Origin of the sequence: Rhodococcus sp. USK13 (genome assembly GCF_018343855.1) — a bacterium.
Taxonomy (GTDB): Bacteria; Actinomycetota; Actinomycetes; order Mycobacteriales; family Mycobacteriaceae; genus Rhodococcus_F; species Rhodococcus_F oxybenzonivorans.
The window spans coordinates 5,008,220-5,024,432 of sequence record NZ_CP069242.1; the positions used below are offsets into that span (position 1 = coordinate 5,008,220).

The window sequence follows — 16,213 nt, forward strand, 5'->3', positions numbered from 1 at the left end:
ACCGAGTGAGCGAGCGTCCTGCCGAGATCGACGATCCCTGCCCCGACTGACTGTGTCCAACCCACCGAAGATTCGCATTTGCCTGCGTACAGGGCGGGCGCATAGCACTGTGAAATATCTCGAAACAGGTTTCGACGGGTGAAAGGTGTCGCACAGTGGACATCGCGCAGCTGTGGGATTTCGTCTCCGCGCGGAAGCAGCAACTGCTCACGGATTCCTATCTGCACGTCAGCGCGGTGGTGCAATCGGTGGTCATCGCCACGGTCGTCGCGGTGGTCGTCGGCATCGTCGTGTATCGCAGTCCGGCGGGCTCGGCCGTCGCCACAGCGCTCGCGAGCACTATCCTGACCGTCCCGTCGTTCGCCCTACTCGGCCTCCTGATCCCCATCCTGGGTCTCGGTGTGGCTCCCACCGTGACGGCCCTGGTCCTGTACGCCCTGTTGCCGATCATCCGGAACACGATCCTCGGTCTGTCGTCGGTGGACCCGGCGGTGACAGACGCGGCACGAGGTGTCGGTATGAGCCGGATCGCTGTGCTGAGCCGGATCGAGTTGCCGCTCGCGTGGCCGTCGATCCTCACCGGCATGCGGGTGAGCACCCAGATGTCGATGGGAATTCTCGCCATAGCGGCGTACGCCAAGGGGCCCGGACTGGGCAACCTCATCTTCTCCGGACTGTCGCGGGTGGGAAGCCCCACGGCAGTCCCGCAGGCCCTCACGGGCACCGTTTTGATTGTCCTTCTCGCTCTCGTGCTCGACGGTCTTTTCGTGGTCGTCGGCCGACTCACCACTTCCAGGGGGATCCGTGACTGAACTCGACACAGCACGCACCAGTTCTGACACCGTCTCAGGCGTGGAGATCGTCCTCGAGGATGTCGTCAAGAACTATCCCGGCCAGAGCCGACCGGCCGTCGACAACGTCTCGATGCGCATCCCGGCGGGCGAGATCGTCGTATTCGTCGGCCCGTCCGGCTGCGGTAAGACCACGACGATGCGGATGATCAATCGCCTCATCGAACCAACGTCGGGCAAGATCACGATCGGCGGAAACAATGCGCTGTCCATCGATCCCGACAGGTTGCGACGGGGCATCGGTTACTCGATACAGCAGGCCGGGCTCTTCCCGCATCTGACCATCGCCAAGAACGTCGCCACCGTGCCGGGGCTGATCGGGTGGGACAAGAAGAAGATCGCCCAGCGCACCGACGACATGCTCGACCTGGTGGGGCTCGACCCCGACGTCTACCGGGACCGCTATCCCCGGCAGCTGTCGGGTGGGCAGCAGCAGCGTGTCGGGGTGGCCCGGGCCCTGGCCGCCGATCCCCCGGTCCTGCTCATGGACGAGCCGTTCGGCGCGGTGGATCCGATTACGCGCGGACTGCTGCAGGACGAACTGATGCGACTGCAGTCGGATCTGGGCAAGACCATCGTCTTCGTCACCCACGACTTCAACGAGGCCGTGAAGCTCGGCGACCGCATCGCCGTTCTCGGGGATCAGTCGCACATCATGCAGTACGACACCCCGGATGCGATTCTCGCGAATCCCGCGAACGACATGGTGGCCGGCTTCGTCGGCGCGAACGCGTCGCTCAAACAGTTGACGCTGACCCGGGTCCGGGACGTGCCGCTCCTCGACTGCCCCACCGCGTATGCCGACGGTTCGGTCGACGAGCTGCGGGCGGCCATCACACCACGCAAGATCAAGTGGGGTCTGATCCTCGACGCACGTGATCGCCCCATCCGCTGGGTGTCCCTCGGCCACCTGGCACACGCCACCTCACTGCACGACATCGGTGACCCGATCGAGGAGGTCGTCTCCACCCAGTCCACGCTGCAGGATGCGCTCGAGGCGTTGCTCGCCGAGAGTAGCGCCTCGACCGTCGTCACCGGCCGGCGGGGCGAATACGAAGGTCTCATCAGTATCGACACGCTGGTGAACCACCTCGCCGCGATGCGGGAGGAGCACGGGCCGAACAGCGAGAACGGGGAAACGAGCGTAGAGGGGCCGCCGTCATGACCACCGCCGTTGTCGCACAGGACATCCCCGCCGCCCGCCGATCCGAACGTGCCCGGTTGCTGGTCCAACCCGTGATCGTGCTCGTACTCGTGGCCGGGGTCCTCGGGTGGGCATTCAACCGCGAACTCACGGCCACTCAGAAGGGCAGTCTCAACGCCGCGAACATCGCCACCCTGACGTGGCAGCATGTTCTGATCACGGTCGTGGTCGTGGCCATCGTCGTCGCCATCGCCGTTCCCCTGGGAATCCTTCTGACGCGCCCCGGTTTCACCAGGCTGGCACCAGTCTTCATCGGTATCGCCAATATCGGTCAGGCCGCGCCGGCGATCGGGCTACTCGTGCTGCTGTTCCTGGCCACCAGCACCACCGGGTTCTGGATCGGCGTTCTGCCCATAGCGTTCTATTCGCTGCTTCCTGTGCTTCGCAACACCATGCTCGGTTTGCAGCAGGTCGATCCCGCCGTCATCGACGCCGGGCGCGGGCAAGGAATGACGGCACGCCTGGTGTTGCAGAAAGTCGAGTTGCCACTGGCCGTTCCGTACATCCTGGCCGGGTTGCGTACCTCGCTCGTCCTCGCCGTCGGCACCGCGACCCTCAGTTTCCTCGTCAGCGCCGGCGGTCTCGGCATTCTCATCGACACCGGATACAAGCTGCGCGACAACGTCACACTGGTCGTCGGCGCGGTGCTCGCGGTCGCGCTCGCGCTTCTGGTCGACTGGTGCGGTGCACTGGCCGAGGAGTTCCTGGGCCCGAAGGGACTACGCTGATGGCCTTGCGACGAGGACTCCGGCGCACACTTGCGGCAACGGCGTTGGCGTGCAGTGTCACTCTCCTGGCCGGCTGCGGTCTCGAATCCGGTGGCGCGCTGCCGCTGTCCGTACTCCCCGGCAGTATTCAACCTGTCCCCGAACTCGAGGGGGTGAAGATCACCGTCGGGTCCAAGGATTTCACCGAGCAGGTGATCCTCGGGTACATCATCGAATTCGCGCTCAGCGCCGCCGGCGCCGACGTGCGCGATCTCACCAACATCCAGGGATCGAACAGCACCCGGGACGCGCAGTTGGACGGGCAGATCGACGTCACCTACGAGTACACGGGAACCGGCTGGATCAACTATCTGGGCAACGAGACTCCTGTGCCCGACCCCGTCGCGCAATTCGAGGCCGTGCGGGACGAAGACCTCGAACGCAATGCCATGGTGTGGGTGGAGCCCGCACCCATGAACAACACCTATGCCCTGGCGATGAACAGGCAGACCGCCGAGCAGACCGGCATCACCACGTTGTCGCAGTACGCAGACCTGGTCAACCGCGACCCTGCGGCCGCCACCACGTGCGTCGAGACGGAATTCAATGTGCGACAGGACGGCTTCCCCGGGCTGGCCGCCACCTACGGCTTCGATCCCGCGAGAGCGAACCGGCAGATCCTGCAGACCGGCATCATCTATCAAGCCACCGCGGACGGCACACAATGCAAGTTCGGTGAGGTGTTCACCACCGACGGGCGCATCATCGCGCTCGATCTGGTCCTTCTCGAGGACGACCGGCAGTTCTTCCCGAAGTACAACCCTGCTATCACGATGCGTAAGGACTTCGCCGATGCCCACCCACAGGTGGCGGAGGTCATGGCGCCCATTTCGGACGCCCTGACCAACGAGGAGGTCACCGAGATGAACCGGCTCGTCGACGTCGAAGGACAGGAACCGGCGGACGTCGCTCGTAACTGGCTGGCAGACAAGGGATTTGTGACACTCCCCTGATCTCACGGTCCGAGGGTGATTGTTGCGATCAAGCCCCGATGATCCGAACCGGCGATCGCCACCGACTCGACCGACTGCGCCCGGGCCCCGCTCGTCACGATGTGGTCGATCGCGATCATCGGCGGAAACGGCTGCCGGTCTGCCGGATACGTGTTCTGGATTCCGGCACCCACCTGGTCGGCGGCGTCCCGAAAGCGGCCGCTCACCAGATTGCGGTACTTGACGTGATCGCGGGTGGAATTGAAATCGCCGCTGAGAATCACCGGACCCGAGTCCTCGGGGATCCCGTCGAGCAACGCCTTGATGCGGTCCATCTCCCCCGCCCACACCGCGGAATCCACCGGCCAGGGCGGAACGGGATGCAGGGCGTACACGGCCGCACTCGCGCCGTCCGGAAGGGTTGTCCGCGCCGACAGCGCCGTCAGCAGGAACTCCTCGTGGTGCGTCTGTTCGGACAGCGGATACCGGCTCCAGATCCCGGTTCCAACCCCGCCGGTCCCGGGCCGCAGAAACGAGTGAGGCAACACGGACGAGATACCCGACGCCTCGAGCCGCCCGACAGCCTCGGGCGTCAGTTCGTTCACGGTGACCACGTCGACGTCGTTGTCCTCGATCTGCCTCCTCAGCGAATCGGGATCGGCGTTGCCGAGCCAGATATTGGCCTGCATCACAGTCACTTCCGGACCAGATGCCGGCGCCGAGCCGTTCGCCAGATAGAGCGGCGCCTGCGACAGCGTGGCTACCGCCGCGACTGTCAGGGCCACCCCGAATCCGACCCAGTGCCGCGTCACACCGAGAACCAGCACCCCGACCGCTGCCGCGGCCATCAAATAGGGGGCGGCCGACGCCAGCACGAGGAGTCGTTGGTTGTGTACGTCGAGGAATCGGAGCACCACACCGAACACCCCGACGAGCACCGCGCACCACCCGAGGGCGGTGAGCGCTCGCACCCCCCAGACGGCGATCACCCGCCGAAGACCCTCTCCACCACTGCTTTGGCCCGTCGGGTGACGCGCAGGTAATGGTCGAGGAACTCGCCCGCGTCGTCACTACCCCATCCGGCAATCTGCGCGACAGCGGACAGGACGCGACCGGAGCCGGGCAGCTGATCCGTGGGTTTACCGCGTACCAGCACCAGGCAGTTGCGAGCTTTCGTCGCCGTGATCCACGCGTCGCGTAGCAGTTCGACGTCTGCCTCACTGAGCAGTTCTGCGGCCCCGATGGCGTCGAGAGTTTCGAGGGTCGACGTGTTGTGGAGCGACTCGATGTCGTGGGCGTGCCGAAGCTGGATCAGCTGCACAGTCCACTCGATGTCGGCGAGCCCGCCGCGACCGAGTTTGGTGTGCGTGGCGGGGTCGGCGCCGCGAGGCAACCGCTCCGAGTCGACCCGCGCCTTGATGCGCCGGATCTCGCGTACTGCCTGTTCGGACACCCCACCTTCGGGGTAACGCGTCTTGTCGATCATGTGGAGGAAGCGCAGTCCGAGGTCGGCGTCGCCGGCGACGTGGTGTGCTCGCAGCAGCGCCTGAATCTCCCAGGCCTGCGCCCACTGTGCGTAGTAGGCCTCGTACGACGCGAGCGTGCGCACGACGGGACCGCTACGCCCCTCCGGCCGCAACCCGGTGTCGACCTCGAGTGGTGGATCCGTGCTGGGCGCACCCAGGAGCGAACGCACCTTGTCGGCGACTCCGTTGGCCCACTTGACGGCGACGGTCTCGTCGACGCCCTCGCGAGGCTCGCACACGAAGAGCACGTCGGCGTCGGATCCGTAGCCCAGCTCACCGCCACCGAGCCGGCCCATCCCGATCACCGTGAACGTTGCGGGCGCCGGTTCGCCCAGCTCCTTCTCGCTCGCATTGATCACCGAGGTCAGCGCGGAGTTGAGGACGGCCGCCCACACCGAGGACAACGCCCGACACACCCCAGGCACATCGAGCATGCCGAGAATGTCGGCGGAGGCGATCCGGGCCAGTTCGTACCGGCGCAGGGACCGCGCGGCCGCGATGGCGCGCGCCGGATCGTCGTGGCGGGCCGACGCCGTCAGAATTCCCCGCGCGACGTCCTCCGGTTTCGATTCCAGCAGGCGCGGGCCGCCCGGGGAATCGGCGAACAACCGCACCACATCGGGGGCCTTGATCAGCAGGTCCGGAACGTAGGCCGACGAACCCAGCACGGTCATCAGTCGCTCGGCCACGGACGCCTCGTCACGGAGCAGACGCAGGAACCACGTCTGGTCGTTCATCGCATCCGACAGCCTGCGGTAAGCAAGCAACCCCGCGTCGGGGTCCGGTGTGTCACCGAGGAATTCGAGCAACGTCGGCAACAGCAGCGCCTGGATGCGGCCCTTACGGGACGCACCGCTCGTGAGCGCCGTCAGATGTCCGAGGGCGTTCTCGGGTGCCGTGTATCCCAGCGCCGCCAACTGACGGATTGCCGCGTCGGGACTGAGCCGCAGAGCATCCTTGTCGATCCGAGCCACCGATTCCAGCAGTGGGCGGTAGAACAATTTGGCGTGCAGGCGCCGCACCCGGTGGGCGTTGCGCTTGATTTCGGCGTTGAGGACGCCGAGGGCATCCTTGCTGCCGTCCGGCCGCATGTGGGCGGCCCGCGCCAGCCACCGCAATGCTTCCTCGTCCTCGGCGGGCGGAAGCGTGTGGGTGCGTCGCAACTTCTGCAGTTGCAGCCGGTGCTCGAGCAGCCGCAGGAATTCGTACGACGCAGCCAGGTTCGCGGCGTCGTCGCGCCCGACGTACCCGCGCGCGGCGAGCGCCGTCAAGGCGTCGATGGTGCTCTGCACGTGTAGCGCCTCGTCCGCACGTCCGTGGACCAGCTGGAGCAGCTGCACCGCGAACTCGACGTCGCGCAGGCTGCCCCGGCCCAATTTGAGCTCCCGCTCGCGCAGTTCGGGCGGAACCATCTCCTCCACCCGCCGGCGCATGGCCTGAACCTCGGGAACGAAGTCGTCCCGCTCGGAGGCCGTCCACACCATCGGGCTGAGGGCCTCGACGTACTGCCGTCCCAGCTCGAGGTCGCCGATCATCGGCCGAGCCTTGAGGAGCGCCTGGAATTCCCAGGTCTTGGCCCACCGCTTGTAGTAGGTGACGTGAGATTCGAGGGTGCGGACGAGTTCGCCGCGTTTACCCTCGGGCCGCAGTGCCGCATCGACGTCGAAGAAGGCCGTCGATCCGATGCGGATCAGCTCACCCGCGATCCGGCTGGCGATCGTATCGGCGGGCTCGGCGACGAAGACCACGTCCACATCGCTGACGTAATTCAGTTCGCGTGCACCACATTTGCCCATCGCGATCACGGCGAGCCGCACCGGGCAGGGCGCTTCCGGACACACTGTTGCGACCGCGACTGCGAGAGCGGCATTGAGTGCGGCGTCCGCCAGATCTGACAACTGATGCCCGACGGTCTGGTACGGAAGTACCGGTTCGTTCTCGACGGTGGCCGCGAGGTCCACGGCGGCCAGGAGCATGAGCTGGTCACGGTACGACTTGCGCAATGCGGCGACAGCGTCCGAGCCCGTCACGGCGGCCCGGTACAGATTCGCCTCGGGATGAACGCCTTCCTCCGGGTGGGCGTCGACGGATGCCAACATCCGGGCGTTCGCCTCTTCCCTCGTCGGCAGGGTCACGTCACCGGCGAGATTGGTCCACAGCGCAGGGTCCGCCACGAGATGATCGCCGAACGCACTGGAAGCACCCAGCAAGCCGAACAAGCGCCCGCGCAGGGCCTTGTCGGTGCGCAGGGCTTTGTCGAGGGCTTCCCACCCGTCGCCCAGACCGTCCTTCATCCGCACCAACGTGCGGAGCGCGAGGTCGGCGTTGGCTGCGCGGGAGAGGGACCAGAGCAGCTCGACGCTGCCCTCGCCTACCCAGCCCAGATCTCGAAGTTCGGCGGGAGCGGTCGGTTCGACGAGGCCCAGTCGACCCGGGCCGGGAACGGCAGAACGCGCTGCCGGAGGCTTCACCATGTTCTTGCTCACAACCCCAGATACGTCTTGAGTTCGAACGGCGTCACGTGGCTGCGGTACTCCTCCCACTCGCGACGCTTGTTGCGGAGGAAGAAGTCGAACACGTGCTCACCGAGTGCTTCCGCGACCAGTTCGGACTTCTCCATTTCCCGCAGCGCCCCGTCGAGGTTCCCGGGGAGTTCGCGATACCCCATGGCGCGCCGCTCGGCCGATGTCAACGCCCACACGTCGTCCTCGGCCTCCGGCGGCAGTGCGTAACCCTTCTCGATACCGCGCAGTCCCGCAGCGAGCAGGACCGCGAAGGTGAGATACGGGTTGCACGCCGAGTCTGGGCTGCGGATCTCGACGCGACGCGACGACGCCTTGTTGGGCGTGTACATCGGGACACGCACGAGCGCCGACCGGTTCGACGGACCCCAGGAGGCCGCGGTCGGAGCTTCTCCACCGTGGATGAGCCGCTTGTACGAGTTCACCCACTGATTGGTGACCGCGCTGATCTCGTTGGCGTGTTCGAGGATGCCGGCGATGAACGCCTTACCGGTCTCCGACAGCTGCATCGGATCGTCCGGGTTGTGGAACGCGTTGGTGTCGCCCTCGAACAGGCTCATGTGCGTGTGCATCGCCGAGCCGGCCTGATCGCTGAACGGCTTGGGCATGAACGTGGCCCGCACCCCCTCGGCGATGGCGACTTCCTTCACCACGTACCGGAAGGTCATGACGTTGTCGGCCATCGACAGGGCATCCGCATACCGCAGGTCGATCTCCTGCTGGCCGGGTGCCGCCTCGTGATGGCTGAACTCGACGGAGATTCCCATCGACTCGAGCGCGTCGATGGCGTGGCGGCGGAAATTGGGGGCAGAGTCGTGGACTGCCTGGTCGAAGTACCCACCGGAGTCTGCGGGCTTCGGCGGCGTGCCGTCGATCGGCCCGTTCTCGAGCAGGAAGAACTCGATCTCGGGGTGCACGTAGCAACTGAAGCCGAGGTCGCTGGCCTTGTTCAGCTGCCGTCGCAGCACGTGCCGCGAATCGGCCCAGGACGGGGACCCGTCGGGCATGGCGATGTCGCAGAACATGCGGGCGGAGTGCTGATGACCCTTGCTCGAGCTCCAGGGCAGAACCTGGAACGTGGAGGCGTCCGGCTTCGCGACGGTGTCGGCTTCGGACACCCGCGAGAACCCTTCGATCGCGGATCCGTCGAAGCCGATGCCCTCCTCGAAGGCACCTTCCAGTTCCGCGGGGGCGATCGCCACCGATTTCAGGTATCCGAGAACATCCGTGAACCACAATCGGACGAACCGAATGTCGCGCTCTTCCAGGGTGCGAAGCACGAATTCCTTTTGGCGATCCATGTCCGCGAGAGTAAGCAAAGTTCGTTAAATCTGTGTTACTTCGTGAATTCACCCGGCTACGATTCCGCATCGTGCCAGCGTGTGGCCACCTCGACCTCTCACCGCGGACGCGCGTGTCAACAGGTGAGGTCTGCGGGCGGCGGCTCGAGGGTCACGAAATAGTCGATGACGGCGTCGTCGACGCATGCTTCGCCATCGAGAACGACGGTGTGCTGAGTGCCCCGGTACGTGATCAGCGCGCCGTTCATCTGCTTCGCCAAGTCCACTCCCGCTTGATAGGGAGTGGCCGGATCCTCTGTGGTCGAGACCACTACGATCGTCGGGATTCCGGGGGCGTCCACCGTGTGCGGTGCACCCGTGCTCGGCACCGGCCAGAACGCGCAGACGTCGAGCGGCGCGTTGCCCGTGCCGCGACCGTCGTCGAGGAACGGAGCCGCCTGCCGGTACCGCATATCGGCCTCGCCGACCTTCGCGCGATCGGTGACCGGCGGATCGTCCACGCACCGGATGGCGTTGAAAGCGTCGTTGAGGTTCGAGTAGCTGCCGTCGTCCGCCCGGCCCTCGTACAGATCGGCCAGCATCAGCAGCGAATCCCCGGTGCCCGTCCGCAGACTCTGCAATCCGCCGCGCAGCGGTCCCCACAGGTTGGGTGAGTACAGCGCCTGCTGGACGCCGGTGATCGCGTCGGTGTAGCTGAGTCCTCGTGGATCGGTCGTGGCCGCCGGCTTCGCGATCAGCGGATCGACCAGAGCGCGGAAGTTCTCGTCGGCCTGTGCCGGGTCGGTGCCCAGGGGGCAATCCTGCTGCCTCATGCAGTCCGCGACGAAGGCGTCGAATGCCTTCTGGAAGCCTTCGGCCTGCAAGATGACCTCGTCGGTCGGATCCTGCTCGGGGTCGAGGGCGCCGTCGAGCACCATCGCCCGCACGTTGCCGGGGAACGTCTCCGCATAGGAGGACCCCAGCCGGGTGCCGTAGGAATATCCGAGGTAGTTCAGCTTCGCGTCGCCGAGCACCGCCCGGATGACGTCCATGTCGCGGACGACGTCGTAGGTGCCCACGTGGGCCAGTACATCCGGACCTGTCCGCTCTGCGCACTTGGCCGCGTAGTCACGGTTCTCCGCTTCGGTTTGCGCGATCCCGGAAGGGCTCATGTCGACGTCGTCGTCCCTGCGCTTGGCGTCCACCTCTGGGTCGGTCAAGCAGGTCACTGCCGGGGTGGACGCTCCGACACCGCGCGGGTCGAATCCGACGACGTCGAACTTCTCGGCGAGTTCGGTGCCGTCGGCCACGGATGCCAGAGCCAGACCGGATGCCCCGGGACCGCCGGGGTTGACCAGAAGAGACCCGAGTTTCGGTCCACCCGCCCGGGAACGGGAGATCGCGATCTGCGCCGTGGCGCCGCCCGGGTCCGCGTAGTCGTTGGGCACGGTCACCTTGGCGCAGTCGAGGTTGTCCCCGAGCGGTGTGCCGTCCGTGCTGTATCCCTCGCACGAACCCCAATTCACCTGTTGCGTATAGAAGGCCTCCAGTCCGTCGGGAGCGGACGCTCCCGGCGACGCCGCAGAAGACGAGGGCTCGGCGACGGCCTCGCCGGAATCCCCTCCACTCCCACTGCATCCTGCGAAGACGAGGACAACGGCGACGGCACCCGCGAACGCGGCCGGCACGCGAGCACTGCGAGACATACGACGATCGTGCCAGGGTTCACGGGGTGCGCGCCTCGAGGGCAGGTCAGACCCCGGAGATCGATGTGACCTATCGCACCTGCGCCGGGGGTTCGCACCCTCATGGCCCGGTGGCAGACTGTAGGCGTCATCACCCGCACCCGGGGACCCGCCAAGGGCCTCGAGGCCAGAAAGGGACAACGATGTCCGATAGCAAGACTTCCGAGAGCACGTCCGAGAATCGGCTCTACGGATCAGCCCCCTCCCCCGATGCACCCCGACGCAAGACCAGGACCCACCACCTGCAGGCCATGAAGGCCGAGGGCGAACGCTGGGCGATGCTCACCGCCTACGACTACTCCAGCGCCCGCATCTTCGAGGAAGCCGGCATCCCGGTCCTTCTGGTCGGCGATTCCGCCGCCAATGTCGTCTACGGGTACGAGACCACGGTTCCGGTCACCGTCGACGAGCTCCTTCCCCTGGTACGAGGTGTCGTTCGAGGCGCTCCCCACGCCCTCGTCGTGGCCGACCTCCCGTTCGGCAGCTACGAGAGCTCGCCCGAGCAGGCCCTGGCCACCGCCACCCGGTTCCTGAAGGAAGGCCTGGCCCACGCCGTCAAGTTGGAGGGCGGCGAACGCGTCGCACCCCAGATCGCCGCAATTACCGCCGCCGGCATTCCCGTCATGGCCCACGTCGGCTTCACCCCGCAGAGCGTCAACTCACTCGGCGGCTTCCGGGTGCAGGGCCGAGGTGACGCGGCCGAGCAGTTGGTGGCCGACGCCATCGCCGTCCAGGAAGCAGGCGCTTTCTCGGTCGTCATGGAGATGGTGCCCGCGGAGATCGCCGGGCAGGTCACCCGCAAGCTCACCATCCCCACTGTGGGGATCGGTGCCGGCGCCGAATGCGACGCCCAGGTGCTGGTGTGGCAGGACATGGCCGGTTACACCAGCGGGAAGACGGCGAAATTCGTCAAGCGCTTCGGCAACGTAGGTGACGAGCTCCGCGCGGCAGCCGCGGCCTACGCAGACGAAGTACGTTCGGGCGCCTTCCCCGCGGACGAGCACAGCTTCTGATCTCTTCTCATCCGGTCCGGCTCCACAATTCGAGAGAGGTGTTCATGCGAGTACGACGTGCGTCGCAGACCGGCCACCGTCGCCGCCCGGCCGCACTCGCGGCCGGGGCGGTCGCACTCGCCGCCGCGCTCACGGGGTGCGCGGGACAGGGCACCGCACCCGCGCCTCAATCCGCTGTTCCCACCAGTTCCCGCGCCGTCGAGCCGGGAGTCGCTGCGGTCCCGGGCGGAGTGACCGAGGCCCAGGCCGCCCAGTTGTGCCGGGATCTCGAGGGGCAGCTGCAGAGCTGGCGTACGTACACGCCGACCATCGGGAAGACCGGACTCAACGGGCTGGTCGGCACCTGGATCGCGCAGAACAACCTCAATGCCCTCGACTTCCTGCAGGATCGCGGTCGCATCGACGTGATCACGACGGCGGCCTGCCCGGACATCCGTCAGGAAGCCGTGACCGCGTTGGAGATACCCGATCTGGCATCCGGCCTGATCGGGTTCTGAGGTGTCCGGCGAGCAGGACCTGCGCACTCTCTACCCCGAGATCCAACCCTTCCGGTTCGGGCATCTCGATGTGGGTGACGGACAGCAGGTGTACTGGGAACTGAGCGGCAATCCCGACGGAAAACCCGTCGTGTTCCTGCACGGCGGCCCGGGCGGCGGCACCGACCCTGCGTATCGGCAGTTCTTCGACCCGGCCGCCTACCGGATCGTTCTGTTCGACCAGCGCGGGTGTGGTCGTTCCACACCGCACGTCGCCGATGGGGCCGATCTGTCGGTGAACACGACGGACCGCCTGCTGGCGGACATCGAGATGCTGCGTGATCATCTGGACGTGGAGCGGTGGCAGGTGTTCGGCGGTTCGTGGGGTTCCACCCTGGCCCTCGCCTACGCGCAGAAGCATCCGCACCGGGTCACCGAATTGGTGCTGCGGGGAATCTTCCTGCTGCGGCGCAGCGAGATCGACTGGTACTACAACGGTGGTGCCGCACATCTCTTTCCGGAACTGTGGGAGCAGTTCCTGGCCCCGGTTCCCGAGCAAGAGCGGGACGGCGACCTGGTGGAGGCCTACCACCGGCTGCTGCACGCGAACGATGTGGAGATTGCGACGCGGGCCGCGATCGCGTGGTCGGCCTGGGAAGGGGCGACCAGCTCGCTCCTGCCCAAGCCGGAGCGTATCGCCGAAAGTTCGGAGCCTCGGTTCGCGCTCGCGTTCGCCCGCATCGAAAACCACTATTTTCACCACCGCGGGTTCCTCGAGGAGGGACAGCTGTTGCGTGACGCGGCGAGGCTCGAGGGTATTCCCGGGGTGATCGTGCAGGGTCGTTACGACGTGGTATGCCCGGCGACGAGCGCATGGGCGCTGCACCGGGCGTGGCCGGGCTCCCAGCTCGACATCGTCGGCGATGCCGGTCATTCGGCGCTGGAGCCGGGGATCGTCGACCGTCTTGTCCGGGCGACCGACCGGTTCCGCCCGTGACGAACTACGCCGGGTAGCTGAACTCGACGGTCCGCTTGTGGACGTCGGCGGCGACGAGCCGGATCTTGACCTGCTCCCCTTCCGCGGGGTCCCCGACGCACTTGCCCATCACCGACACGGAAGGGACGAACACGTCGGCGGTGCGCTTGCCGTTGCGTGAGCGGAGAACGGTGGCATCGAACACGTCCCCCACCCGGTCGGCGAGGACTGTCGCCTCGGCAAGGTCGATGCAGGCGCGTTCCACCTTCCCGGCCAGCGTGTCGGAGCCGCCCATGATCTCGGGCATCGACCCCAGGGCGCCGCGCACCCACGCCGGGACCGCGGCGCCGGACGCTATGGCCAGGCACACTTCCGTCGAATAGCGGTCCGACAGCCGCCGCAGCGGTGCGGTCACGTGTGCGTACGGGGCGCCGATGGCCGCATGCACGGTGAGCTCCGGAACGCTGCCGTCGAAAGCGGCGTAATCGGCGCCGCGCAGCAAGGACGGGGCCTCGGTCATCAGCACGAGCGTCGGCGCCGAATTGGGGTCCAGCCCGGCCAGCATTTCGCCCACACCGACGTCGCGTGGCCACTCGATGCCCAGTGCCGCCGCGGTGCGTCGCAACGCGGCGACGGCGTCGGGTCCGGCGGGCGGCAACGTCCGCAGCAGCCCGATCCTCGCGTCGATCATCATGGCAGCGGCGCACATTCCGGTGAGCAAGGACACCTCGGCGTTCCAGTCGTCGGCCTCGGTGCGCGGCGCCAGATCGATGCGCCACCCCTCGCCGTCCGGTACCACGTCCTGTTCCGGCAGTCGCAGCTCGATGGCACCGCGCGCCACCGCGGCTGCGGCGCGAAGCCGGCCGAACTCGGGCAGCGAGGTGATGGACGGGTGCAATCGGCCCGCGTCCGAATCCGCCTGGACCCCAGGATAGTCGAGCCGCGCCACCGAGCGGACGGTCGCGCGGGATACCGTCCACGACACCGGTGCTGCCTGTTCGTCGAGCTCGATCCGCCACAGGGCTGCGGGGCGGATCTGGTCCGGCAGGAGGCTCGCCGACCCCTCCGACAGCTCCTTCGGGTGCAACGGAACCTTGCCGTCCGGCAGGTAGAACGTCTGACCCCGCTTGCGGCTCTCCACCTCCAGGGCACCACCGGGTTCGACGACGGCGCCGACGTCCGCGATCGCATAGTGCAGGACGAATCCGTCCGCGGTGCGCTCGAGGTGGAGGGCCTGATCCAGGTCCATCGACTCCGGCGGGTCGATGGTGACGAGAGGCAGATCCGTGCGGTCTTCACGCTCGGCGGAACAGCGGTCCGTAGCCCGCACGGCCTCGGCCACCGCCTCGGGCGGATAACCGTGCGGAAGGTTGAACTCCTCGCGCACGGCACCGAAATCGATCCCATGCGCGAGAAAACGAGTGATCGGCACCGTGGGGTCGCCCCTTTCACGCCGTAGGCACCCTGACGGTGCGCGCTGTCAGTTGTTCCATTCCTCTTCGGCGCGGTCTGCCGCCTTGTTCCGCTCGGCGGCGATCTGCAGCGCCTTCTCGGCCGAAGCCCGGTCGGGGTACGGGCCCATCCTGGACATCGACGAAGCCGCCTTCCCTTGCGTGACAGATCCGTCGTCGACGTTGTAGTACCAGAGTTGATCTTCGTCAGTCATGTTCCCAGTGTCGCACCGGCGGGGCGTCTGGAGTTGTGGATCATGCTCAGACTGTTACCCTCGGGGCCTGTCCGGTGATTCGTTCCCCGGCGCCGGTACGTGCGGTGTCGTGGCAGCGTGTCCCGCGTGCAGTGCCCGAACAGAGAATGGAGCGAGCATGTCAACGATCATTTTTGATCAGCTACTTCCCTACCTCGGCGCCGAAGGCGCCTCCTACTGGGCCCAGCTTCTGATGGTCGATCCCGTCTGACGGGATGCCGGTCAGCTGATTCGAACGAAGCCCCCGCCGAACTTCTCGACGGGGGCTTCGCCGTTGCCGGAGGCGTAGAGTTCCGGCCGTTTCTCTGCGCCCGGCGCCCGTAGTCTCTCTACGCTGTCATGATGGCAGTCAATCGAGCGATCGAGGGACGGGTCTATCCGCCCACCGAGCCGTACCTCGTCGGCCGTGAGAAGATTCGCGAGTTCGCACGGGCCGTCTTCGCCACCAACCCGACGTCCTACGACGTGGAGCGCGCCCGAGCCGCCGGACACGCTGATCTCGTTGCGCCGCCGACATTTCCCGTCATCGTGCAGGAGCGGGCCCTCGCACAGTTGGTCGCCGATCCGACCACGGGAATCGAGCCCGTCAACCTGGTGCACAGCACCGAACACGCGTCGTCCTTCCGCCCCGTAGTCGCCGGTGACGAGTTGTCGGCAGTGTTGACCGTGACCGAGGTGGCCCCAAGAGGTCCGCACACCCTCATCGTGGCCGGCATCGACATCACCGACGCGAGCGGTGCTGTGGTCAGCACGATGACCTCCAGTCTTTTCGTGCGAGGTGAACAGTGAGTTCGCCCGAGCGAATCCTGCTGGGCGACACTGTCGTCAAGGCGCGATACCACCTGACTCGCGAATCACTGGTTCGCTACGCCGGCGCCTCCGGCGACTTCAATCCGATTCACTATCGGGACGACGTCGCCGCGACGGTCGGACTTCCCGGTGTCCTGGCTCAGGGGATGCTCACGCTGGGGCTCGCCACTCAGTGTGTCGTCGAGTGGCTCGGCGACCCGGCGCGAATCACCGGCTACCGGGCCCGCTTCACGAAACCGGTCATCGTTCATGCCGAGGACGGTGCGGTCGTCGATGTGGTCGCCAAGGCCGCTCGAGTGGACGCCGACGCCGGGAGCGCCCGGATCGATCTCACCGTGACGTGCGACGGCCATACGGTGCTGGGCAAGTCCCAGGTGTGGATTTCGCTTCGCTGAGGGCGTACCGG

The 16,213-nt window shown here is 66.6% G+C and carries 15 protein-coding genes; 9 read left to right on the plus strand and 6 right to left on the minus strand.

Features of this window, described 5'->3' with window-relative positions; all coding sequences use genetic code 11:
• Nucleotides 1-155: 155 nt before the first annotated feature.
• The 4 genes from JQT59_RS25535 to JQT59_RS25550 are packed head-to-tail and all read left to right on the plus strand — an operon-like array spanning nt 156 to nt 3,775.
• Nucleotides 156-812: an ABC transporter permease gene (locus tag JQT59_RS25535; RefSeq protein ID WP_397517737.1), complete on the plus strand. Its 657-nt coding sequence runs from the start codon at nt 156-158 to the stop codon at nt 810-812.
• Nucleotides 805-2,016 carry an ABC transporter ATP-binding protein gene (locus tag JQT59_RS25540; protein ID WP_213572480.1) on the plus strand — a complete coding sequence of 404 codons (1,212 nt, stop codon included), beginning with the start codon at nt 805-807 and terminating at the stop codon, nt 2,014-2,016. The genes JQT59_RS25535 and JQT59_RS25540 overlap by 8 nt, the downstream gene beginning before the upstream one ends.
• Complete coding sequence (locus tag JQT59_RS25545) at nt 2,013-2,783, plus strand: ABC transporter permease (RefSeq protein WP_213572481.1); 771 nt, start codon at nt 2,013-2,015, stop codon at nt 2,781-2,783. Before JQT59_RS25540 ends, JQT59_RS25545 begins: the two co-directional genes overlap by 4 nt.
• Entirely contained in the window at nt 2,783-3,775 is a 993-nt protein-coding gene (locus tag JQT59_RS25550) for a glycine betaine ABC transporter substrate-binding protein (protein ID WP_213572482.1), read from the plus strand. Before JQT59_RS25545 ends, JQT59_RS25550 begins: the two co-directional genes overlap by 1 nt.
• 2 nt (nt 3,776-3,777) lie before the next feature.
• On the opposite strand, the gene JQT59_RS25555 is transcribed toward JQT59_RS25550, so the two are convergent.
• The 4 genes from JQT59_RS25555 to JQT59_RS25570 all read right to left on the minus strand — a co-directional run bounded on the left by JQT59_RS25555 (nt 3,778) and on the right by JQT59_RS25570 (nt 10,788).
• Entirely contained in the window at nt 3,778-4,743 is a 966-nt protein-coding gene (locus tag JQT59_RS25555; RefSeq protein ID WP_213572483.1) for an endonuclease/exonuclease/phosphatase family protein, read from the minus strand.
• A complete protein-coding gene (locus tag JQT59_RS25560; RefSeq protein ID WP_213572484.1) occupies nt 4,740-7,754 on the minus strand; it encodes a bifunctional [glutamine synthetase] adenylyltransferase/[glutamine synthetase]-adenylyl-L-tyrosine phosphorylase in 3,015 nt (1,004 codons plus the stop codon). Before JQT59_RS25560 ends, JQT59_RS25555 begins: the two co-directional genes overlap by 4 nt.
• A gap of 8 nt (nt 7,755-7,762) precedes the next feature.
• A complete protein-coding gene (locus JQT59_RS25565) occupies nt 7,763-9,103 on the minus strand; it encodes a glutamine synthetase family protein (RefSeq protein ID WP_109329144.1) in 1,341 nt (446 codons plus the stop codon).
• A 116-nt stretch (nt 9,104-9,219) separates the two neighbouring features.
• Complete coding sequence (locus JQT59_RS25570) at nt 9,220-10,788, minus strand: alpha/beta hydrolase (protein WP_213572485.1); 1,569 nt, start codon at nt 10,786-10,788, stop codon at nt 9,220-9,222.
• A gap of 182 nt (nt 10,789-10,970) precedes the next feature.
• Between JQT59_RS25570 and panB the strand changes: the two genes are divergently transcribed.
• Genes panB through pip form a run of 3 tightly spaced genes read left to right on the plus strand, consistent with a single transcriptional unit; the run spans nt 10,971 to nt 13,313 of the window.
• Complete coding sequence (panB, locus tag JQT59_RS25575) at nt 10,971-11,840, plus strand: 3-methyl-2-oxobutanoate hydroxymethyltransferase (protein ID WP_109329140.1); 870 nt, start codon at nt 10,971-10,973, stop codon at nt 11,838-11,840.
• Nucleotides 11,841-11,878: 38 nt separating this feature from the next.
• Nucleotides 11,879-12,337, plus strand: coding sequence for a hypothetical protein (locus JQT59_RS25580; RefSeq protein ID WP_213572486.1), 459 nt, complete (start codon nt 11,879-11,881; stop codon nt 12,335-12,337).
• 19 nt (nt 12,338-12,356) lie between these two features.
• Nucleotides 12,357-13,313 carry a prolyl aminopeptidase gene (gene pip, locus JQT59_RS25585; RefSeq protein WP_213578093.1) on the plus strand — a complete coding sequence of 319 codons (957 nt, stop codon included), beginning with the start codon at nt 12,357-12,359 and terminating at the stop codon, nt 13,311-13,313.
• Between the two features lie 4 nt (nt 13,314-13,317).
• Here the strand turns inward: pip and JQT59_RS25590 are convergent, their stop codons facing one another.
• Both JQT59_RS25590 and JQT59_RS25595 read right to left on the minus strand, forming a co-directional pair.
• Entirely contained in the window at nt 13,318-14,718 is a 1,401-nt protein-coding gene (locus JQT59_RS25590; RefSeq protein ID WP_213578095.1) for an RNB domain-containing ribonuclease, read from the minus strand.
• A 54-nt stretch (nt 14,719-14,772) separates the two neighbouring features.
• Nucleotides 14,773-14,958 (minus strand): hypothetical protein, encoded by a 186-nt coding sequence (locus JQT59_RS25595; protein ID WP_109329136.1) that lies wholly within the window; start codon nt 14,956-14,958, stop codon nt 14,773-14,775.
• Between the two features lie 381 nt (nt 14,959-15,339).
• Between JQT59_RS25595 and JQT59_RS25605 the strand changes: the two genes are divergently transcribed.
• Both JQT59_RS25605 and JQT59_RS25610 read left to right on the plus strand, forming a co-directional pair.
• On the plus strand, nt 15,340-15,786 hold the full coding sequence (locus tag JQT59_RS25605) for an FAS1-like dehydratase domain-containing protein (protein WP_213578097.1): 447 nt from the start codon (nt 15,340-15,342) through the stop codon (nt 15,784-15,786).
• Entirely contained in the window at nt 15,783-16,202 is a 420-nt protein-coding gene (locus tag JQT59_RS25610) for a MaoC/PaaZ C-terminal domain-containing protein (RefSeq protein ID WP_213572487.1), read from the plus strand. The genes JQT59_RS25605 and JQT59_RS25610 overlap by 4 nt, the downstream gene beginning before the upstream one ends.
• Nucleotides 16,203-16,213 lie beyond the last annotated feature (11 nt).